The 20,087-nt window shown below is 44.6% G+C and carries 17 protein-coding genes; 11 read left to right on the forward strand and 6 right to left on the reverse strand.

All coding sequences use genetic code 11. The features are described 5' to 3' along the window. Positions 1–107 precede the first annotated feature (107 nt). Positions 108–1,397: an MATE family efflux transporter gene (locus JSY38_RS09610; protein WP_205116747.1), complete on the forward strand. Its 1,290-nt coding sequence runs from the start codon at positions 108–110 to the stop codon at positions 1,395–1,397. Positions 1,398–1,514: 117 nt separating this feature from the next. Beyond that, positions 1,515–2,405: a shikimate dehydrogenase gene (gene aroE, locus JSY38_RS09615; RefSeq protein ID WP_205113067.1), complete on the forward strand. Its 891-nt coding sequence runs from the start codon at positions 1,515–1,517 to the stop codon at positions 2,403–2,405. 26 nt (positions 2,406–2,431) lie between these two features. Here the strand turns inward: aroE and JSY38_RS09620 are convergent, their stop codons facing one another. Further along, positions 2,432–3,208, reverse strand: coding sequence for an FCD domain-containing protein (locus tag JSY38_RS09620; RefSeq protein ID WP_205113068.1), 777 nt, complete (start codon positions 3,206–3,208; stop codon positions 2,432–2,434). 253 nt (positions 3,209–3,461) lie between these two features. Between JSY38_RS09620 and JSY38_RS09625 the strand changes: the two genes are divergently transcribed. After that, a complete protein-coding gene (locus JSY38_RS09625; RefSeq protein WP_205113069.1) occupies positions 3,462–6,353 on the forward strand; it encodes an FAD-binding and (Fe-S)-binding domain-containing protein in 2,892 nt (963 codons plus the stop codon). A gap of 111 nt (positions 6,354–6,464) precedes the next feature. Here JSY38_RS09625 and JSY38_RS09630 read toward each other — a convergent pair whose 3' ends face one another. The 3 genes from JSY38_RS09630 to JSY38_RS09640 form a co-directional block, all read right to left on the reverse strand. After that, on the reverse strand, positions 6,465–7,919 hold the full coding sequence (locus JSY38_RS09630; RefSeq protein WP_205113070.1) for a KAP family P-loop NTPase fold protein: 1,455 nt from the start codon (positions 7,917–7,919) through the stop codon (positions 6,465–6,467). A 140-nt stretch (positions 7,920–8,059) separates the two neighbouring features. Continuing rightward, positions 8,060–8,866, reverse strand: a complete 807-nt coding sequence (locus JSY38_RS09635) for a sulfite exporter TauE/SafE family protein (protein ID WP_205113071.1) — start codon at positions 8,864–8,866, stop codon at positions 8,060–8,062. Between the two features lie 60 nt (positions 8,867–8,926). Further along, positions 8,927–9,817 carry a LysR family transcriptional regulator gene (locus JSY38_RS09640; protein ID WP_205113072.1) on the reverse strand — a complete coding sequence of 297 codons (891 nt, stop codon included), beginning with the start codon at positions 9,815–9,817 and terminating at the stop codon, positions 8,927–8,929. A gap of 149 nt (positions 9,818–9,966) precedes the next feature. On the opposite strand from JSY38_RS09640, the gene JSY38_RS09645 reads away from it, so the two are divergent. Next, positions 9,967–10,182 carry a DUF2798 domain-containing protein gene (locus tag JSY38_RS09645; RefSeq protein WP_205113073.1) on the forward strand — a complete coding sequence of 72 codons (216 nt, stop codon included), beginning with the start codon at positions 9,967–9,969 and terminating at the stop codon, positions 10,180–10,182. A gap of 112 nt (positions 10,183–10,294) precedes the next feature. Here JSY38_RS09645 and JSY38_RS09650 read toward each other — a convergent pair whose 3' ends face one another. Further along, a complete protein-coding gene (locus JSY38_RS09650) occupies positions 10,295–11,701 on the reverse strand; it encodes an alanine/glycine:cation symporter family protein (protein WP_205113074.1) in 1,407 nt (468 codons plus the stop codon). Between the two features lie 273 nt (positions 11,702–11,974). Next, on the reverse strand, positions 11,975–12,625 hold the full coding sequence (locus tag JSY38_RS09655) for a pyridoxamine 5'-phosphate oxidase family protein (protein ID WP_205113075.1): 651 nt from the start codon (positions 12,623–12,625) through the stop codon (positions 11,975–11,977). A gap of 105 nt (positions 12,626–12,730) precedes the next feature. On the opposite strand from JSY38_RS09655, the gene pdxR reads away from it, so the two are divergent. The 7 genes from pdxR to cyoE all read left to right on the forward strand — a co-directional run bounded on the left by pdxR (position 12,731) and on the right by cyoE (position 19,924). Further along, on the forward strand, positions 12,731–14,227 hold the full coding sequence (gene pdxR / locus JSY38_RS09660) for a MocR-like pyridoxine biosynthesis transcription factor PdxR (protein ID WP_205113076.1): 1,497 nt from the start codon (positions 12,731–12,733) through the stop codon (positions 14,225–14,227). A 237-nt stretch (positions 14,228–14,464) separates the two neighbouring features. Beyond that, a complete protein-coding gene (locus JSY38_RS09665; RefSeq protein WP_205113077.1) occupies positions 14,465–14,836 on the forward strand; it encodes a hypothetical protein in 372 nt (123 codons plus the stop codon). A 157-nt stretch (positions 14,837–14,993) separates the two neighbouring features. Continuing rightward, entirely contained in the window at positions 14,994–16,037 is a 1,044-nt protein-coding gene (cyoA, locus tag JSY38_RS09670) for a ubiquinol oxidase subunit II (protein WP_205113078.1), read from the forward strand. Continuing rightward, the gene (cyoB, locus tag JSY38_RS09675) at positions 16,037–18,016 is read left to right on the forward strand and encodes a cytochrome o ubiquinol oxidase subunit I (RefSeq protein WP_205113079.1); all 1,980 of its coding nucleotides are present in this window, start codon (positions 16,037–16,039) and stop codon (positions 18,014–18,016) included. The genes cyoA and cyoB overlap by 1 nt, the downstream gene beginning before the upstream one ends. Positions 18,017–18,018: 2 nt before the next feature. Beyond that, complete coding sequence (gene cyoC, locus JSY38_RS09680) at positions 18,019–18,642, forward strand: cytochrome o ubiquinol oxidase subunit III (RefSeq protein WP_205113080.1); 624 nt, start codon at positions 18,019–18,021, stop codon at positions 18,640–18,642. Then, positions 18,642–18,962: a cytochrome o ubiquinol oxidase subunit IV gene (gene cyoD, locus JSY38_RS09685; RefSeq protein ID WP_024024358.1), complete on the forward strand. Its 321-nt coding sequence runs from the start codon at positions 18,642–18,644 to the stop codon at positions 18,960–18,962. The genes cyoC and cyoD overlap by 1 nt, the downstream gene beginning before the upstream one ends. A gap of 71 nt (positions 18,963–19,033) precedes the next feature. Further along, positions 19,034–19,924 (forward strand): heme o synthase, encoded by an 891-nt coding sequence (gene cyoE, locus JSY38_RS09690; protein WP_205113081.1) that lies wholly within the window; start codon positions 19,034–19,036, stop codon positions 19,922–19,924. The last annotated feature ends 163 nt before the right edge of the window (positions 19,925–20,087 follow it).

Below are 20,087 nucleotides of genomic sequence, written 5' to 3' on the forward strand. Positions count from 1 at the left end.
CAGAAAATAAAGTATCCACAAGAGAGACATGAATGTCGAAATTTTCCTTACATTCTATTTTTAGCTCATATCGAGCAAATATAACGTTAAACCATAAAATTTGGCGCATGGCGTGGCCACCGATGATTTCGAACATTACCACTCCTCTATTGGGCTTGGTGGATACAGCGGTGGTTGGGCATTTAGGCACGGCAATACACCTTGCCGCTGTGGCGATTGGTGCGAGCATTTTTAGCTTTCTATTTTGGGCATTTGGCTTCTTGCGCATGGGCTCAACTGGATTGACTGCACAAGCTCTGGGACAAGGCGACGAACGACGCGTTCGTGAATTGCTCTTGCAATCGATTTTGATGGGCGTGTTTATCGGGGTCATGCTGATTCTATTCCGAGCCCCATTGATCGATTTGGCGATCACTCTGATGGAGCCAAGTGCTGAAGTGGAACCTTGGGCGCGTTTGTATTGTGAAGCGCGGATTTTCAGTGCGCCAGCGGTATTAGCCGGTTATGCCTTAATGGGATGGTTCTTTGGCGTGCAATATTCCAAGGGTCCACTGTGGATGCTGTTGGTGATCAACGTTGCCAATATGGTGCTCGATTATGTCGCGGTTTATGGATTAGGCATGGCGAGTGACGGCGTGGCGTGGGCAACTGTGTTTGCGCATTATATTGGCGTAACGGTCGCTGGCGTATTGGCTTGGCATAAGTTAAAAGGCTTTTCCGGTCATGTGCCGTTAAGTGTTTTAGCAAAATGGCGCGAATACATGGCGTTAGTGAAAGTGAATCGCTATCTTTTTGTGCGTACGATTCTTTTGCTATTGGTTATGTTGTTTTTTACCGCTCAAGGTGCGCGCCAAGGAGATTCTATTCTTGCTGCCAACGCTGTATTGCTAACTTTCTTGATGATTATTTCGAACGCCTTGGATGGTTTTGCCTTTTCGGTGGAAGCCTTGTGTGGCGAATACTATGGCCGCAAAGACAAAACGAATTTTAAGAAGGTCATTCAGCTCTCTACCTATTGGGCGCTGTTCGCTGCTTGTATTTTGATGCTGATATTTTGGCTTTTTGGTAATCAAATCATCGCTTTACTAACCAACGTACAAACCGTACGAGACGATGCGGCTCTGTACCTACCTTGGTTAATATTTTTCCCTCTGTTGGGTATTTGGTCCTTTATGTTGGATGGCATTTTCATTGGCACAACCAGCGTAAAGCAAATGCAAAACACCATGATCATTTGTGTCGTCGGCGTGTTTTTCCCTGTGTGGTTTATAAGCCAAGATCTTGGCAATCATGGCTTATGGCTCAGCCAAGCCATGTTGTTTATCGCCAGGGCCATCACTTTGTATTGGTGTTATCTGCAGAATATGAAAAAAGGCGTTTGGTTTGCAAATCCTTAAAACTTATTACTTCCTGTAAAGGACTCTGTTAATAATTGAAATTTTTCTGGCGGCGGGGTTTGTTACCATGCATGACGTGCTCTTTTTTAAAGTCACCAAACATGGAGAGAATTCAATATGTCGAAGAATTTCTTAAGCGAGTTAACCGGTTCTTTTGCCACGCCAGCGTTAGAAAATCCTACTGGCGTGATGATGGAAGCCGCGTATCAATATTTAGGTCTGGATTGGCGTTACATCAATTGCGAAATCCAGCCAGATGATCTTAAAGACGCCGTATTGGGTGCGAAAGCCATGAACTGGCGCGGTTTTAACTGCTCAATCCCTCATAAAGTGTCTGTTATTTCTCACCTTGATGACTTAGGCGAGTCGGCTCGAATCATTGGCGCAGTCAATACCGTGGTGAATCGTGATGGTAAGCTTATTGGTGAAAATACCGATGGCCGTGGTTTTGTCGAATCCGTTAAATCTAGCTTAGAGCTTACTAATAAGCGTGTTGTTTTGTTTGGCGCAGGTGGCGCGGCACGCGCCGTGGCGGTGGAACTGGCCCTAGCTGGCGTAGCACAAATAACTATTGTGAATCGCAATCAAGCGCGCGGCGAAGAGCTTGCCCAACTGGTTGCCGATAACACGTTGGCTGGCGCGGAATATCACGCTTGGACAAAGCAATATCAGATTCCTGCCGAGACGGATTTGGTGATCAATGTGACTTCTATTGGTTTATATCCCAATGTGGATGCAGAGCTAGATATAGACACAGATTCGATTAAATCTCACATGGTAGTTGCAGATGGGATTTTTAATCCACCTGAAACGCGATTGATTCAAACCGCGAAATCCAAGGGCTGCACGACGGTAAATGGCTTGGGCATGCTCGTTCAGCAAGGCGCGATTGCCTTCGAATACTGGACAGGAAAAGCCCCTTCTGTTTCTGTAATGAAAGCGGCATTGAGTGATGCTTTAGACATTACAGATCTGGATAGCACGGATTTGGAAAGTACGGAAAAGTAGCTTTCACTTATTCATCCAAAGATTGTTCAAAGCGGATTCTGGTGTTCATTACGTCGTAGTGAGCGCTGGATCCGTGTTTCCTCTTGGCGCATTTTCAATAAATTATCTTCCACGAAAACCAAATGCGTATGCGCCGCCGTGCGAGCGGCTTCGGCATCGCCCTCCATTATCGCTTGATACAGATTCGTGTGTTGTTCCATCACACGTTGTCGGGCAGCTTGTTTCTCGAATAGATTCCTAAGGTTGCTCGAAATGCTCTTCGCCAACATGGCGTGCAGGCTGCGGAGTGTGTGAAGCAAGACTACGTTGTGTGCTGCTTCCGCGATGGTCATGTGAAACTCCACATCGAGCTTGGCTTCCAAGGCGAAGGCTTTATTTTGGTTGGCCTCTACCAGTTGATTAAAGCACTGTGTGAGCTTGGTTTTGTCTGCGTCGGTACTGCGCAACGCGGCGTAATAAGCAGCAAGACTTTCTAGCGCATCGCGAAACTCCAATTGGTCGTATAAAAATTCATCGTGGGAACTGATCAAATCTTGTAACGGATCTTCAAAAGAACTGCCGAGTTGTTCCGACACATAAGTGCCACCACCATGACGACTGAATAACACACCGCGGGCGATCAGCTTTTGAATGGCTTCACGTAACGAAGGACGAGATACCTCAAAACGTGCGGCTAATTCCCTTTCTGGTGGCAGTTTTTGCCCTGCTGTAAAACTGCCTTCTAAAATCATGCTTTCGAGTTCTTTCATGATGATGTCGGAAATTTTCGGCTGTTTAACTCGCCCAAAGTGATTGGATTCCATGACTTTTCCTAAAAACTTATTCTTTAAAGATGGCTTTCACGCTTGCTGTGTATAAGTTAAAAAGTGGTAGAACCAATTAATATTGTCGCTAAAATTCACGAAATATCGACTAAAATATCAGTTGACAAAGTTTCTTTGAATTCTTACTGTGCCTTATATTTAAAAGGTAAATTGGTATTACCAATTTGTCTAGCGTTAATTTTCAATACTAATATTCTCTAACAATAAAAAGGCTACCGCCGTGGAAGCTTCCATGAACACTGATTCACTTGCTGATAAAACCGCTCAATATCGCGATCTATATTTTGCTTTGAAAGACGCGAAAAGCGGCGCGATTGACGAATCTCGATTGATCCGCGATCCACTGCGCACCTTGGCATATGGCACGGATGCGAGTTTTTATCGGCTGATTCCGCAATTGGTGGTACGAGTCGATAACGAAGCAGAAGTGCAATTGGTGCTGAAAGAAGCCAGAAAGCGCAATTTGCCAGTGACATTTCGAGCGGCAGGCACCAGTTTGTCTGGGCAAGCGGTCACTGATTCCATCTTGATGCAATTGTCGGATAACTGGAAGGGTCATCGAGTACATGAGCATGGTCACAGCATTTCGCTTCAGCCTGGCATTATTGGCGCGCGAGCGAACCAACTGCTCGCGCCCTTCCAGCGTAAAATCGGCCCAGATCCAGCGTCCATCAATGCCTGTATGATTGGCGGTATTGCAGCGAACAACGCCAGTGGCATGTGCTGCGGTACAGCACAAAACAGCTATCACACCATTCAAAGTGCCCGTCTGATTTTTGCCGATGGTTCCTTGTTGGATACCGCGGACGAAGCCAGCCGTTTGGCGTTTGGCAATCGTAACGCTGACTTACTCGATACGCTTAGTCGTTTGTCTAAAAGCGTTCAGGCTAATAGAGAATTAGCCGAAAAAATCAGACACAAATACCGGTTAAAAAATACTACAGGGTACAGCTTAAATAGCTTAACGGATTACCAAGATCCTTTTGATATCTTGCTGCATTTGATGATCGGCTCCGAAGGCACCTTGGGTTTTATCAGCGAAGTGACCTATGAAACCGTGGTTGATCATCCGATAAAAGCTGCGGCGATGATTTTCTTTGACGGTATGGAAATCACCTGTCGAGCGGTGACGGCGTTAAAAAGTTCACCTGTGTCTGCCGTGGAATTGATAGATCGAGCTGGCCTGCGAGCCGTAGAAGGTAAACCGGGCATGCCGGAAATATTATCGTCCCTTGGTTCACAAGCGGCGGGTTTATTGGTCGATGTACGCGCTGCCAATGCTGAAGAATTAGAAGCCAATTTAGTCTTGGTGAAACAAGCGTTAAGCGGCCAAGCCACACTTAATCCCATTGAATTTACTCAAGACAAAATCATCTACGATTCCTATTGGAAAATTCGCAAGGGCTTGTTCCCCGCTGTTGGCGCAGTTCGTCCTGTTGGCACCACGGTGATCATCGAAGACGTTGCCTTCCCTGTCGAACAGCTCGCCGAAGGTGTTTTGGAGTTGCAAGGTGTGTTTCAAAAACATGGCTACCGCGAAGCGATTCTGTTCGGCCACGCCTTAGAAGGCAATTTGCACTTTGTTTTTACCCAAGGCTTTGATGATCCAAAGGAAGTGAAACGTTACGAGCAACTGATGGACGAAGTCGCGCAATTGGTCGCGGTGAAATACAAAGGCTCGTTGAAAGCGGAACACGGCACTGGCCGTAATATGGCGCCTTATGTGGAGCTGGAATGGGGCAAAGAAGCCTACGACATTATGTGGGAAATCAAACGCGCGTTTGACCCGCAAAGCTTGCTCAATCCAGATGTGATCTTGTCGCACAATGCCAACTTGCATGTGCAGAACCTCAAACCTTTGCCGAAAGCCAATGACAAAGTCGATACTTGTATCGAATGCGGTTTTTGTGAATCCTCTTGTCCGTCAAAATCCATTACCTTAACACCTCGCCAACGTATAGTAATTTGGCGTGAAATTCAGCGGTTGACCGCAATGGGTACAGATCCGAAACGCTTAGCAGAGCTGAAAAAAGAGTATGATTATCAAGGGGTTGATACCTGTGCGGTCTGTGGCTTGTGTTCGATGCAGTGTCCCGTTGGCATCAATACGGGTGATTTAACCCGTGAATTACGCCATGATCGTCACCCAGACAGCAAAGTCGGTTATTGGGTTGCCGATCATTTTGAAGGCGTGACCAAGGCAGCGAAAGTCGGACTCAATTTTGCCAGCGGTACACGTCGCATTATTGGTGATTCAGGCATGACGGCGGTTACTTCGGTAATGAATAAAGTTTCCCAAGGAGCCGTACCTAAATGGCATAAACAAATGCCCAGCTCTGCCGCGTCTTTGAAGTCTATTCCTGTTATTCAGTGTAATAATATTCAAAGTAATGAGATGCAAGCGGATGACAGGCAGAATGAAGTGATTTACTTCCCCAGCTGCGCGACTCGCGTCATGGGCGCAGGGCCGAATGCCGAAGATAAACGCTCCGTCATGGCGGTGATGTTCTCTGTATTGCAAAAAGCAGGCTATAAAGTCACTGTACCTGATAATGTCGACAGCCAATGCTGTGGCATGGCGTTTCAATCCAAAGGGCAATTTGAAGCGGCCAACCAAAAAGCAAACGATCTCAATACGTTACTACTCGAAGCCAGCGATAATGGGCGAATCCCTATCGTCTGCGATGTCAGTCCTTGCTTGCTAAGAATGCAGGAAAGCCTTGATTCACGTTTAGAATTACACGAGCAAGTGGGCTTTGTATCTACCCATGTCATGCAGAATCTTACGGTGAAGGAAAAACTCAGCAAAATCGCCCTGCATGTGACTTGTAGCACAACCCGCATGGGGCTCGCTGACAGCTTCGTACAGCTTGCTCATCAACTGGCTGACGAAGTGGTGATTCCGCCAGACATTACCTGCTGCGGCTTTGCTGGCGACAAAGGCTTCTCCACTCCAGAGCTCAACGCCAGCGCCTTGAAAACCCTGGCCAAAGCCGTAGACGGCTGTGAAGCAGGCTACTCCAACAGCCGCACCTGTGAGATTGGCTTATCGGAACACAGCGGCATCGAGTATCAATCCATCGTCTATCTGGTTGATCAATTGTCGCACCCCTTAGTTTCTTAGATGCGCTTATCAAGAGGACGCTCATCGGTAAACCCGCAACAAAGACCAACGCCTCGTTACGGCGCTAAAGCGAGAACATCCACTCGGCGTTGGTCTTTGTTGCTTGTTGGATTAGAGTTCAACATCTATTCGAATACTATTGATTATATTAAGTATTTGTTGCGGGTGGTTTATATAAGCACAGGCAGAACTTTTTTTCTCTAGAGCTTTTAGTTCTGCATTTAATGAGAAATTTTTCAAACCAAAAAAAGTTATTGATTGATCGTCAAATATAGGATTATTAAAATTATATGATTTTGATTGTGCTATTTGTGATAAACCACCAGAAAGCTGTTTTATTGTTTCTATTACTTTTTCCTTTCCAATCACAAAATCAATTATTTTCGATTTTTCTCCATTGGCTTTGTAAGCCATCATTGCCCTTGATATAGGAGTTTTGGGCTCTATTAGCCCTCCATACAAAGCATCACCAAATACAATGCCAACTAAATCAAATATCGGGAAAATAGCCTCTTTAAAGTCAACTGAGGTGAGTACAACCTCAAGTTGTGTGCATATTTGTTTTAGACGTCTAAGTGATAGATGATCCTTGTTTAGTCTACATATCACATTGACAACTTCGCGAAGCTCTTCCACACCGTGGATCGACGGAAAGGTGTTTAACTCATTTATTTTGACGGTGCTAAATATATTATTTGCAGTAAGAAACTCAAGAAAGTTTGGTTCTGGAAGAGTAAAGCGTTGCTCAAAAAATCGACTGAGGTATTCATGAGAGTCAAAGTCATGGCCGTAGACGGCTTTGATGGAGTGTTGTAATTGGCTGGTATCCGTTGATAAAACAAAGATGAAGTCTGGAATATCAAATAAGTGTTTTACCGTCTCTAGCATTTCGATGGCGTAGGTTGGGCGGCAGCGATCTAGTTCATCAATGAAGATGAAGACTTGTTTGTTAGGATTGTCTTCAAGGGCGAAGTCGACAAGTTCGCGTGCTTGTTCTTTGAAGTCTTGGGTGAATTGCTTATGTCGTTTGTGTTGACTGGCAACTTCCAATCCTAAATCGCCCATATTCAAGTCGTCTTTTACAGCACTGTGATTAGTGACGGAGCCTGTGGCAGAAGCAATTAGGTCGAGTATTTCGCTTGTTGCCGCTTCTCCAAGAAGGTGTTTACCTACAACTTTTGACCCGATTGGCAGCATGCTTTTGCCCATATTAAATATGGCGCTGGCGACGTTTCTTTCCACATTACGAAATCTTGCATCGTGGTTCTTGATGTTTGATTTGATCTGCTCAAGCAGTTCGGCAATGATGATGGCGAGCGGATTATTTAGATAATCCGATTCCCACGCATCTATTTTGATGGCTATGTGGCCTTTGTCTTCGACAAGTTTTTTCCACTCTGTAACAAAGTAAGTCTTCCCTGTTCCCCACGCACCGTTGAGGTTCACAACATAGGCATTGTCTTTTGTGTTACGACTTTTTAGGTATTGAGTAAAACGCTCTGCGAGTTCTTTTCGCTTATTCCCCGTCGCGCAATTGGCAAAGGCTTTTGTATCTGTGTCGCTCATAGGGCATTCCTTTGTTAAATCAATCTAACAGTAGTCTATATCACAAAACCAACACTTAGCTGTCACTAGATCAACATCTCGCGGATGTTTGCGCTTTAGCGCCGGAGCGAGAGTTGATCTGGTAACAGCGTTACTGCGGACTAGAGCATGAACGTCGAGTACAAGCCAAACCCACAGACGATGAGCAGCGCCCAGCCTACGAATTGGAAGAAGACGGGTGTTTCAGCTTTTTGAATGCGGTTGTGGAGCTTTTGTCCGAAGACGTGACCTATCAAGGCGCAAGGCAGTAACCAAAGTTGGTGAATGAGCTGTAGGTCGATGCCAGCGATGAGGAAGGACACCATTTTGATCATCACCAGAATGAACCAGAGTACAAACAAGGTATCGCGCAGCTGGTGGCGGGGAACTTTGGTGGCGAAGACGGAGACGATAAGCGGTGCGCCGATTAAGGAGGTGCCGCTGACGTAACCGCCAAGCATGAGGAAGATAGTGTCGAGGAATTTGTTGTTGGTATAAAACGGCTTATTCACTATGTAAGATACGGCAAAAACGGCGACGATGACAAAAATTACGCCTGTAACTATGTTGCCCGGTAAGGTTAACAAGCCAAATACGCCGATCAATTTCGGTACTATCATGATGCCGAGGGCTTTTTTTAAATAACCCCAAGCGATATTGCCTTGTGCTTCTTGCGGTTCTTCGCCTCGTTCTGCAGCTTTAATCGCCTGTTGCTTCGTTACTTTTGAACCTTGCCATGCAATCCAGCTGGAAAATACCAAAAGGTGGATTGAAATAATCGGCAAAAATAGCAGCGGATCGTTTTTCACCAGCAATAAGAAAGGTAAAGCGAGTACGGCTCCGCCAAACCCTAAGCCACTGCGAACAAAGCCGCTCCATATAAAAATGGCGCCGATTAAGGCGTATTGCCACCAAAATAAGTGTTCCATGGTTATCCTTGTATTAAAAAGCGTTATGAGCGCTAGTGTAACCAAACTTTGCCTTTCAGACTAAGGGCTTGGGTGAAACCAGTGTTGTTGGTGAAGAAATTTAGTCAGTTCCTCTTTTAATAGTTTGGCTCTGGCCGATAAGCTGCGTCGATAAGGCCAGACAAGAAAAATCTCTCGATTTTGACCACGCCACTCAGGTAGTATTCGAACCAGCTCGCCCGTTTCAAGGGCACCTATCACCATACTCATGGGCATTAAAGTAATGCCTGCACCCGCTTTGGCAAGGTTAAGGGTGACATTCATATCATTACTAATATGTCTGTGTTCCTTATTAAGTTGGTGATGCTCTCCTTGCTGATTTATTAGTAGCCAGTCGACAAACATTTTAGATGCAATACTTGGTGCATTTTGAAGTTCTTCTATGCAATCAGGTAATGTAAAAGTCGCCTGTGGGGACGAAACCAGAACAGGCTCAATGTGCCCTAATTTATTTTGAATTAATGACGAGTTGGTTTGGTTTCCTGAACGTAAAGCGATGTCTGCACGTGTGTCCCGAATGTCTTGTAGTGTATTGCTTAATTCGATGTTAAGTGCAATATCTGGGTACAGTTTTACAAATTCTTGCCAAAATGCATCCAGAGGTCCGCTGCCTAAATTGACGGGTGCTAGCACTTTGAGGTCCCCTTTTAGGCTGTTTAGAGTTTGATCTAAATTAGAAATACGCTGGTCTAATGCATCGATAAACTCTGCACATTCTTCGTAGTAACTTTCTCCCACCGGCGTGAGTTTGAGGCCTTTGGTGGAGCGATGAAGTAACTCGCAGCCAAGCTTTTGCTCAAGGGCACTTATACGGCGAGACACTGTGGCGATGGTCATATCAAGGTGCTGGGCAGCAGCCGTCAGACTATGTTTATTAGCAGCGGTGATAAAAATCTTCAGGTCATCAAGCATTTTGCATTTTCGTAAATTTGATTTTGAAAAATCAGTATATTTACAAATATTGTTATTTGCTAGCATGTGTTCAGAGTTTGAGTCGTTTACTTACTTTTTGTCTGGGGCACTCTATTTTGAGAAGGCGATGAGTTAATCAGGAGAGAAAAATGAAACACAGAATTATTTTTGCCATGCTAATGTCGTTTACCCTGTCGTTGATTATGTCGGCATGGATTACGTACGTGAATATTGGGCTACACCCAGATTTTGTTAGTTTCTGGATGCATGCTTGGGTATTAGCTTGGCCAGCAGCGGGTATTATTTCTTTTATCGCAGGGCCATTTTTGCATGGTTTAGCGCACAAATTAGCCGCTAAAATCTAGTATCCAAGATAAGGCTTCGTTAAATATAGCGTCAGAAACAAAAAAACCGCTTGGAAGCGGTTTTTTTGTGTTTGAAATAAGGCTAAGTAGGTTCTACATCAGTATGAAAAACTTAATTGCTTGGCTTTTCATCCCAAACGGTTAGGTCAATATCATCACGAATTTCTGGGTAGTCTTCAGAATTGAAGACTGGAGTGTGCGTTTTCAATTGATTGAAATAGTCTTTGGTCAATTTCACCACTAAACCAGATAGCATCATGATGGCAATTAAGTTGATAGTTGCCATTAGACCCATAGCCGCATCAGCCGCATTGAATACCATAGCGACGCTTTCGTAAGCGCCCCAAGGGATCATGGCTAGCGCCAAAACGCGTAGAATGAAAATGCCTGGTTTATTTGCCCATTTTAGGTAAGTTAGCGCGTTTTCTGCGTAGCTGTAGTTACCAATGATGGACGTAAAGGCAAAGAAGAAGATAGCGACGGCGACAAAGTACTGACCTGCGCTGCCCACATGATGCGTCAAGGCGGTTTGCGTTAAGTTAATCCCTGTTTCACCATTACCCAAAGCACCAGATAGCAAGATCATTAATGCTGTGGCAGTACAGATCAAAATGGTATCGATGAATACACCTAGAGACTGCACCATACCCTGTGATGCAGGGTGATGAGGATTTGGTGTTGCTACGGCTGCGATATTTGGTGCAGAACCCATACCCGCTTCATTAGAGAACAAGCCACGTTTAACGCCGTTTAACATTGCACCTAATACGCCACCAGCAGCTTGTTCAATACCAAACGCGCTCTTGAAGATTAATGCAAAGGCAGCCGGTACGTCGCTGATGTTGCTGAAAATCACATACAAGGCAAGCAATAGGTACAATACCGCCATGAATGGCACAACGATTTCAGCAAAACGAGCGATTTTCTTGATGCCACCAAAAATAACAATCGCGGCCAGAGCCATGATGATTAAGCCTGTTACGCCTGTGTCTACACCGAATGCACCTTTCATTGCGCCGGCGATCGAGTTAGCTTGCACCGCGTTGAAGACCAAACCGAAAGCCAAGATAAGCGCAAGAGAAAAGACCGCGCCAGCCCAGGGAGCTTTTAAGCCTTTACTAATGTAAAACGCTGGGCCGCCACGAAGTTGGCCATTTTGATCGCGCACTTTATAAAGTTGAGCAAGAGAGCTTTCTGCGTAAGCAGTAGCCATACCAATCAAAGCCACAACCCACATCCAAAATATGGCGCCTGGACCACCTAAAAACAAAGCGACAGCAACACCTGTCATGTTGCCTGTTCCCACACGAGACGCAAGGCTGGTACAAAGCGCTTGGAAGGGTGAAATGCCACCGCGATCCGATTGTGGTGCTTTTAGAACAGTACGAATGAATTCAGGAAAACGACGGACCTGAATAAAACCTAGACGCAAGGTGAAATACACACCAACCGCTAGTAGCCCGTAGATGAGGATATAGCCCCAGAAAATAGTGTTTAAGAAGTCTATGATGGCTGCCATTTAGGGCACTCCCTTTATTCGATAAGATTATCGTTTTATTGTTCGTGGGTTGAATGTTAGAAATGCTTTTCGGGTAAGAAAGGCCCTCTAAGAAACGCGCAGAAGCTTAAAAAAGTGTGCAAGGGTAGCGATTTTATGGAAAACCGCAAGAGGAAAACTGCCGTTATGCACTTAAAAAGTGCATAAAAAGAGGTTTGTTACTTATGGCGGGAATACGAGATAAGGATCTGGGAAGGGATCTTATCTCGTTTGATAGCTTGAGGTTGTTAGTGTTTAGAACGCATTGGGAGTTGTTGGTAAAGGAAAAACCACTGTTTGGATGGGGTCTTGCTCTACCACACCCCACTCTCTTTTTAAGGGAACAACGCCAGCCCACACAGGCCAGTTGTTATCGGCTGGATCATCGATTGGTGGTTCTGCTCGGAATTTGACCGAGGCTTCGTCGATTTTGATGCGCACGACGCCAGTGGCTTTGATCTCTTGATCGTTGACTGGACGTAGTGTGTCCCAGCGGCCTGGGCTGACTTTATCGAGAAAAAGTTTGAACTGGCGTACTTTTTCATCTTTATCGTCAATCAATTCCGGTACGCCAAATAAGGTCACAGAGCGATAATTCACCGAATGGTGCATGGCGGAACGAGCTAAAACCAAGCCATCTAATAAACTCACGTTAATGCAGACCTTTTCAGGTTCAACGATTGGGCCTTTCACATTGCGCGCTTTAGAGTGTGCGTGCCAGTAGAAGTAGTCGCCTTCGCGCCAATGGCTGGTGGGTGTCACAAAGACTTGACCATCTTTAGTTTGCCCGACGTGACACATTAGCGCTGCATCAATAATGTCTAGCGCTAGGTCTTTATCGTAAGAGGCTCTGTTCGGCCCTCTTTTTACTTTGCTTAATGCCGTTTCTTCTAGCGACTGACTCATGCATTCTCTCCTTGTGTCTCAATGGGTGATTGGCTATAACAAGACTTTAGAGAAAACTGGCTTTTATAAAAATAGCCAGAATTAAGATAAAAAAGCAGGCCAGATATGAAGCACGGCATAGGCAGTTTACGTTTTTCACTTGATGACGAAGGCGCTCCTTATTACCAACAGTTGATTGAGCAAATCCAGCAAGGCATTGTTTCGGGAGCGTTATCTGTGGGTGACAAATTACCCTCCTCGCGTTTGCTAGCTGGCTCGTTGGGCGTTTCTCGAAGTACAACCTCACGGGCTTATGATCAGCTAATCGCAGAAGGTATTTTAACCAGCGAAGAAAAGCGTGGTGTGTTTGTTGCGGCTTTACCCATGGTGAACCATCGCACGACGTCATCTCACCCTATCTCTGCATCTACTCATAAAACGCCACTGACATGGGCATTTGATGCGGGGGCTGATGTGTCTGTCTTTCCTACCAAGGAATGGGCTGCGAGTATGCGACGTAGTTGGTTAAAGCCGGATTTCACTGTGTTGGAAGGTGGCTATCCAGCTGGATACCCTGCTTTAAAAGACGCAATAGTCGATTATTTGTATCGTGTTCGTGGTCTTGACTGTTCGGCTGAGCAAATTATTGTCACGGCTGGAAGTCGAGACTCGCTACTTTTATTGCAACATGCGATTACGTTATTAGGTGGTTCTGGAGGATCGTCAATGAAGTGGTGGTTAGAGGAGCCGACCTATCCGCCAATTCGCCAAGCTATTGATTCATCTGCCAAGGCGGGTGCCCTTTTGATTGATGAAGATGGCCCGTGTCTGCCAGACAGTGAATACGCTTCGAGTGTGGCGGTTGTTACGCCGAATCGGCAATACCCTCTTGGGGTAAGTATGAGTGCGGCTCGACGACAGCAATGGTTGCAGGCGTTGCAAAATAATTCCCCAAACTGGTGGCTGATAGAAGACGATTACGACAATGAGTTTGTCTATCAGGGGCGAAGCAATGTGCCTTTTATGCAAACGGCGAGCATGCATGATCAACCCCGAGATCGAGTGTTCTTTGTTGGGAGTTTTTCGAAAGTGCTGTTCCGTGGTTTACGGCTTGGCTTTATTGTTGCGCCCAAGAAACATATCGAAACATTACATAAAAGTCAGCGAGTGCTGGGGTCATCTGCATCCTTGCCAATACAGCCTGCAGTAGCAGACTTTATGATTCAAGGTCATTTTGATCGCCATGTAAATCGAATGCGTCGTCATTATCGACTTAAACGAGATGTTCTATTAGCGCTATTAGAGCGTCATTTAGCGACTTGGTTCGAATGGAAGAAGCCTCGCGGTGGCATGCATGTATTAATTGAATTAAAGTCTGCCTTTGTTCCTATCGTGCAAACTGATGTGGCTTTAGATCAGCTAATAGCCGAAGAACTTAAACTTGATGATGTACAACTTTCTCCTTTGTCTGACCACTACATTTATGCACAAAAAGAATCTAATAATTGTCGATTTGGTTTTTTATTAGGTTTTAGTGGTCCAAAAGAGGAAGAAATGACGTATATAGTGAACATTCTTCAAAATTGGTCACGTGCGAATTTGGTAAAAAAGAAGCCTTACTGATTGTAAGAAAAATGCCTTAGAAGGTTGTTAACCTTAGTAGTTGCGGGCTATGGCAGCAGGATTTGCTCAAGACAAGAATGTGAATTTTTACAAAAAGACCGTGAAGCAAACATGAACAAAGGCTAAACTAGACTTTGTGCGGTTGTATAATTTTTGCTATATTTCGCACACTTAAATTCGTATGAAGCGAGTAAAAACGGCTTTTACACTTTTGATTTTATGAATCGGATGGATAAATTGAACAAATTTCAAGACATTCAGCATCACTATGTGCATTCGGTATCCAGTGTCTTGGCGGATTCTTTACGCCATGCTGCCACCGTGTCTTGCTTGTTTTTGATTTTTTTCTTACTGATTGCTGCACCTCTCTCTGTTGATAACCAAAGTGTTATTAATATCGACCCTATTTTTAATGCGGGGCTAGCCTCTAGCCTCGTATTTATAACTCTATTATTGGTTAGTTATTGGTCCGTTATGGTCAATATCAACCCCGCTCGCCAGAAATTGGCCTTCTCTTTATTTCATGTGTTTGCTCCTAATGAGCAACCCAGTCGTGCTGAGGCGCGATGCATGATGAGATGTGGAGCTCCCCTTTTCAGATTTAGGTGATCCAAAAAGCTATTGCTGCGTTAATTCTGTTAACTAGGTAATAGTCTTTGTACTGTTTTCAGTGTGGTGATCTTTACTGAAATACCCGGCATTTGCCGGATTTTCGTTCTGTTGCTTGGTTGTCAGGTGGCAGTTTTGTGAACATAAGGGTTAGAGGATGATTCTCTTGTTAACTCGTATCCTAAGTAAAGTCGCTTTGGCGCTAATGGTGGGCTTGCTCGCCGGTTGTCAGGGTGGTGTGCTCGATCCTAAAGGGCAAGTAGGTATTGAAGAGAAGCAACTAATTATTGTTGCGACTTTGTTGATGCTGCTTGTTGTGATTCCTGTCATCTTCATGACACTGTATTTCGCTTGGAAATACCGTGAAGGCCGTGACGAAATTTACGAACCAAAATGGTCGCACTCCACAAAAATTGAAACCATTGTTTGGGCTATTCCAATTGTTATCGTCATCATTCTTGGTGTGATTACATGGAAATCTACTCACTCATTGGATCCTTACAAGCCTTTGAAATCGGATAAAGATCATATCAATGTTCAGGTCGTTTCTATGAACTGGAAATGGTTGTTCATCTATCCTGATTTAGGCATTGCTACAGTCAACGAACTGAGATTCCCAGCTAACGTTCCTGTCGCTTTCCAAATTTCATCTGAAGGCACAATGAACTCGTTCTTCATTCCTCAATTGGGTAGCCAAATTTACTCAATGGCAGGCATGGTGACTAAGCTTCACTTGATTGCAAATGAGCCAGGTACATTTGATGGTATCTCTGCAAACTACAGTGGTGCTGGTTTTACTGGGATGAAATTCAAAGCAATCGCTACGGAAACTGAAGCTGATTTTGACGCTTGGGTAGAAGGTGTGAAAGCTGGATCTCATAATGTCATCAATAATGGCATATTGGATCAAACATCCTATGAAAAGCTTGCTGAACATGATTTAGATGAGCATCACATTGAACCAACTCCAGTTCAGTACTACAACTCAATTGCATCGAGTATTTTCATGAACAACGTTACGAAGTTCATGAAAGACCATGGGCAAGTTGAATTGCTGAAAGGAACGTCTTTTGAACCTAAAATGATTCATGGCGAAATGGGTCACGGTGAGATGAATCATGGTGAGATGAATCACAGTGATATGAATCATGGAGAGTCTGAAGACTCATCGCATGATATGCATACGGAGGCTGGAAAATAATGTCTGCACTCTTAGGCAAACTATCGTGGGACGCTCTTCCGTACGACCCGATTGTTATCGGCACATTGTGTGTCGTTGCGATCGCTGGTTGTGTACTTGCTTTCCTACTTATTAAACACAAATTGCTTGGTGTACTCTGGAATGACTGGTTAACGTCTGTTGACCATAAAAAACTGGGTATTATGTATATCGTTCTAGCATTGGTAATGCTTATCCGTGGTTTCGCGGATGCCATTATGATGCGTTTGCAGCTCGCGCTTGCAACGAACGGTGATCCAGGCTATTTACCTCCAAGCCACTATGACCAAATTTTCACGGCTCACGGTGTCATCATGATCATCTTTATGGCGATGCCATTCATGATCGGTTTGATGAACATTGTTGTACCGCTACAAATTGGTGCTCGTGATGTGGCTTTCCCATTCCTAAACAACTTAAGCTTTTGGCTAGCTGTTTCTGGTGCGGTATTGGTAAATATTTCCTTAGGCCTTGGTGAGTTTGCTAAAACTGGTTGGGTGGCTTATCCACCGTTATCAGGATTGGAATACAGTCCAGGGGTCGGGGTTGACTACTACATATGGGCGCTGCAGATATCCGGTATAGGTACGACATTAACAGCAGTTAACTTCTTGGCGACTGTTTTCAAAATGCGTACGCCAGGTATGAAGTTGATGGATATGCCGATCTTCACTTGGACCTGTACTTGGGCCAATATCTTGATCGCAGCATCATTCCCAATTTTGACTGCTGTACTAGCGATGTTGACACTTGACCGTTACTTAGACTTCCATTTCTTCACGAATGATGGCGGCGGTAACTCAATGATGTATATCAACTTGTTCTGGGCATGGGGTCACCCTGAAGTGTACATTCTTGTACTTCCAGCATTTGGTATCTTCTCTGAGATCGTTTCTACCTTTACTGGTAAGCGTTTGTTCGGCTACAAATCTATGGTTTGGGCGACAGCGTCGATTTCCATTCTTGGTTTCATCGTATGGTTGCATCACTTCTTTACCATGGGTTCCAGTGCGAACGTCAATGCCTTCTTTGGTGTGATGACAATGATCATCGCGGTACCAACAGGTGTGAAACTATTTAACTGGTTGTTTACTATGTACCGTGGTCGCCTTCGTGTGACTGTACCGGTTCTTTGGACGCTTGGTTTCATGGTGACGTTTACTGTCGGTGGTATGACAGGTGTACTACTTGCAGTACCTGGTGCTAACTATGTATTGCATAACAGCTTGTTCTTGATTGCCCACTTCCACAACACCATCATTGGTGGTGCGGTATTTGGTTATCTAGCTGGTTTCGCTTTCTGGTTCCCTAAAGCAATGGGCTTCCACCTCAATGTTAAATTGGGTAAAGCGGCTTTCTGGTGCTGGTTGGTCGGCTTCTTCTTAGCCTTTATGCCTCTTTACGTACTGGGTTTCTTGGGTATGACTCGTCGTCTTAACCACACGGATAACCCAGACTGGAACATCTGGCTATATATAGCGGTTGTTGGTGCTTTTGTTATCCTCGCGGGTATCATTTGTCAGTTCCTACAATTGTATGTCAGCTTCCGCGATCGTAAGGACAACATGGATACCACTGGTGATCCATGGAATGGTCATACGCTTGAGTGGTCTACAGCTTCTCCGCCGCAGTACTATAACTTTGCTGAACTGCCTGTTGTTTCTGAGATCGATGCGTTTACCGATATGAAAGAAAAAGGCACTGCTTATGTTCGTAAAGAAAGCTACGCACCTATCCACATGCCTAAGAACACTAAGGCTGGGATTATCATTGGTGCCCTTATTACGGCATTTGGTTTTGCAATGATCTGGCATATTTGGTGGTTGGCAATTGTTGGTTTGGTGGGTTCAATCGTGACCTTTATTGCTCGCGCTTACACCTCAGATGTTGATTACTATGTTCAGCCTGATGAAATCGCTCAGATCGAAAATGAGCACCTAGATAACGTGGCTAAGGGGTAATCATGAGCACTACACATATGAATACGCACGACGCTCACGAAGCTGGTGCACATCACGACGAACATCATGATACTGGTGGCAACACCATCTTCGGGTTCTGGTTATACCTAATGACAGACTGCTTGCTTTTTGCATCAGTCTTCGCTACCTACGCTGTGCTCTTTATGAACACAGCAGGCGGTGTCTCCGGTAAAGATATTTTTGATCTTGAGTTAATCCTTGCGGGCACGGCTGCGCTACTTGTTTCAAGTATCACATTCGGTTTTGCAATGATTTGTGCTCATAACAAAAACCGTTCTGGTACGTTAATGTGGTTGCTGGCGACCTTTATTTTTGGTGGCGTGTTTATAGCCCTAGAAATATATGAGTTTCAGCATTTGATCCATAACGGCAATGGCCCTCAAGCTAGCGCTTTCTTGTCAGCGTTTTTTAGCCTTGTTGGCTTGCATGGATTGCACGTTACAGCAGGTTTGATTTGGATGGTTATTTTAGCTGTTGAAATCATGATGACAGGGTTGACTGGTCGATCATTGACTCGTCTGGCTTGTCTAAGCTTGTTCTGGCACTTTTTGGATATAATCTGGATCTGTGTTTTCACCGTTGTTTATCTGATGGGGGCGATCTAATGAGCGATCATTCTTCTGAAGCGCATTCACACGGTAGCGTGAAGTCTTACTTGGTTGGTTTTATCTGGTCTGTTATTTTGACTGGTATTCCATTCTGGATGGTAATGACGGAAGCGTTCGATAAGGGTCCAACTTACATAACAATCGTATTGTTAGCCATTGTTCAGATTTTTGTTCATTTGAAGTATTTCCTTCATTTGGACTTCTCTGAACAAGGTAAGTTGGATACTTATTCATTCATATTCTCTGCCGTAATTATTGTGATGGTTGTCGCGTTATCCGTTTGGATTATCTACGCTTCCAACGCAATGATGATGTAAGCAGAGTTTTTTGATGATTATGCGGACTTCTTTCATTACAAGTAATGTGTGTCCGACGGGAGCCTGTAAAGATGTTTAAGCGTTATCTTCAGGTGACAAAGCCTGGCATCATTATGGGTAACCTCATCTCTGTTGCGGGGGGCTTCTTTTTAGCCTCCCGTGGCGAGATTGACTGGATCCTTATGCTAGCGACAGTGATCGGTTTGTCGTTGGTGGTTGCTTCTGGCTGTGCCATTAACAACTATATTGATAGAGATATTGATGCGAAAATGCAGCGTACACGTAACCGTGTGACGGTAAATGGTGAAATGTCAGGTAAAGCGGCATTCTTCCATGGCGTTGTATTAGGTGTAATTGGTTTGGCTTTACTGTCGTACTTTACAAACTGGGTCGCGGTTGCTTTCGCGGTGTTTGGTTATGTAGTGTACGTCGGCTTGTATACATTGCACTTCAAGCGTAAGTCCGTTTACGGCACGTTTGTCGGTAGTTTATCAGGTGCTGTTCCTCCTGTTGTGGGGTATTGTGCGGCGGCGGGCCAGTTTGATGCTGGTGCTGCTATTTTGTTAACTATGTTTTGTATTTGGCAAATGCCACACTCTTACGCAATTGCTATCTTTCGCTATAAAGATTACGAAGCAGCAGGCATTCCTGTGTTGCCAGTGTCACAAGGCATTGCAAAAGCGAAACGCCATATTATTCTTCACATTGCCGCTTTTGCGGTTGTTGCAGCACTATTACCGCTGACTGGATATGTAGGAATAGGTTTTATGGTTGTTGCACTGGCTACCAGCCTTTGGTGGCTAGCAATGGCGTTACGAGGCTACCGTCCAGGTATTGATGTGAATGGTTGGGCACGACAAGTGTTCTTCTTCTCCATTATTACGGTAACGGCGCTGAGTGTGACTATGGCATTGGATTTTAATGAAGTTTCACCCAATCTATTGGTATTTAGCGCTCATTAATTCATGCTTTCCAAAACGGGCTTTAAGCCCGTTTTTTATTTCTTTTCTCCTTCCTGATAACTTTCTATTTTTTTCATTATTGGTTATTTTGAATACTTGCTTGTGGTATCTCACTTTGAAAGTGTGATCCTTAGATTTGGCATCCAGTATCAAAAAGGACGAT

It is taken from the genome of Marinomonas foliarum, from assembly GCF_016906065.1.
GTDB lineage: Bacteria > Pseudomonadota > Gammaproteobacteria > Pseudomonadales > Marinomonadaceae > Marinomonas > Marinomonas foliarum.

Excerpts from the sequence above, each read along its gene's own strand:
- cyoD (WP_024024358.1), top strand. The coding sequence starts at position 18,642 with ATGAGCGATCATTCTTCTGAAGCGCATTCACACGGTAGCGTGAAGTCT.
- cyoC (WP_205113080.1), top strand. The coding sequence starts at position 18,019 with ATGAGCACTACACATATGAATACGCACGACGCTCACGAAGCTGGTGCA.
- JSY38_RS09630 (WP_205113070.1), bottom strand. The coding sequence starts at position 7,919 with ATGAGCGACACAGATACAAAAGCCTTTGCCAATTGCGCGACGGGGAAT.
- JSY38_RS09610 (WP_205116747.1), top strand. The coding sequence starts at position 108 with ATGGCGTGGCCACCGATGATTTCGAACATTACCACTCCTCTATTGGGC.
- cyoA (WP_205113078.1), top strand. The coding sequence starts at position 14,994 with ATGATTCTCTTGTTAACTCGTATCCTAAGTAAAGTCGCTTTGGCGCTA.
- aroE (WP_205113067.1), top strand. The coding sequence starts at position 1,515 with ATGTCGAAGAATTTCTTAAGCGAGTTAACCGGTTCTTTTGCCACGCCA.
- pdxR (WP_205113076.1), top strand. The coding sequence starts at position 12,731 with ATGAAGCACGGCATAGGCAGTTTACGTTTTTCACTTGATGACGAAGGC.
- JSY38_RS09650 (WP_205113074.1), bottom strand. The coding sequence starts at position 11,701 with ATGGCAGCCATCATAGACTTCTTAAACACTATTTTCTGGGGCTATATC.
- JSY38_RS09645 (WP_205113073.1), top strand. The coding sequence starts at position 9,967 with ATGAAACACAGAATTATTTTTGCCATGCTAATGTCGTTTACCCTGTCG.
- JSY38_RS09635 (WP_205113071.1), bottom strand. The coding sequence starts at position 8,866 with ATGGAACACTTATTTTGGTGGCAATACGCCTTAATCGGCGCCATTTTT.
- JSY38_RS09655 (WP_205113075.1), bottom strand. The coding sequence starts at position 12,625 with ATGAGTCAGTCGCTAGAAGAAACGGCATTAAGCAAAGTAAAAAGAGGG.
- JSY38_RS09620 (WP_205113068.1), bottom strand. The coding sequence starts at position 3,208 with ATGGAATCCAATCACTTTGGGCGAGTTAAACAGCCGAAAATTTCCGAC.
- JSY38_RS09625 (WP_205113069.1), top strand. The coding sequence starts at position 3,462 with ATGAACACTGATTCACTTGCTGATAAAACCGCTCAATATCGCGATCTA.
- cyoB (WP_205113079.1), top strand. The coding sequence starts at position 16,037 with ATGTCTGCACTCTTAGGCAAACTATCGTGGGACGCTCTTCCGTACGAC.
- cyoE (WP_205113081.1), top strand. The coding sequence starts at position 19,034 with ATGTTTAAGCGTTATCTTCAGGTGACAAAGCCTGGCATCATTATGGGT.
- JSY38_RS09640 (WP_205113072.1), bottom strand. The coding sequence starts at position 9,817 with ATGCTTGATGACCTGAAGATTTTTATCACCGCTGCTAATAAACATAGT.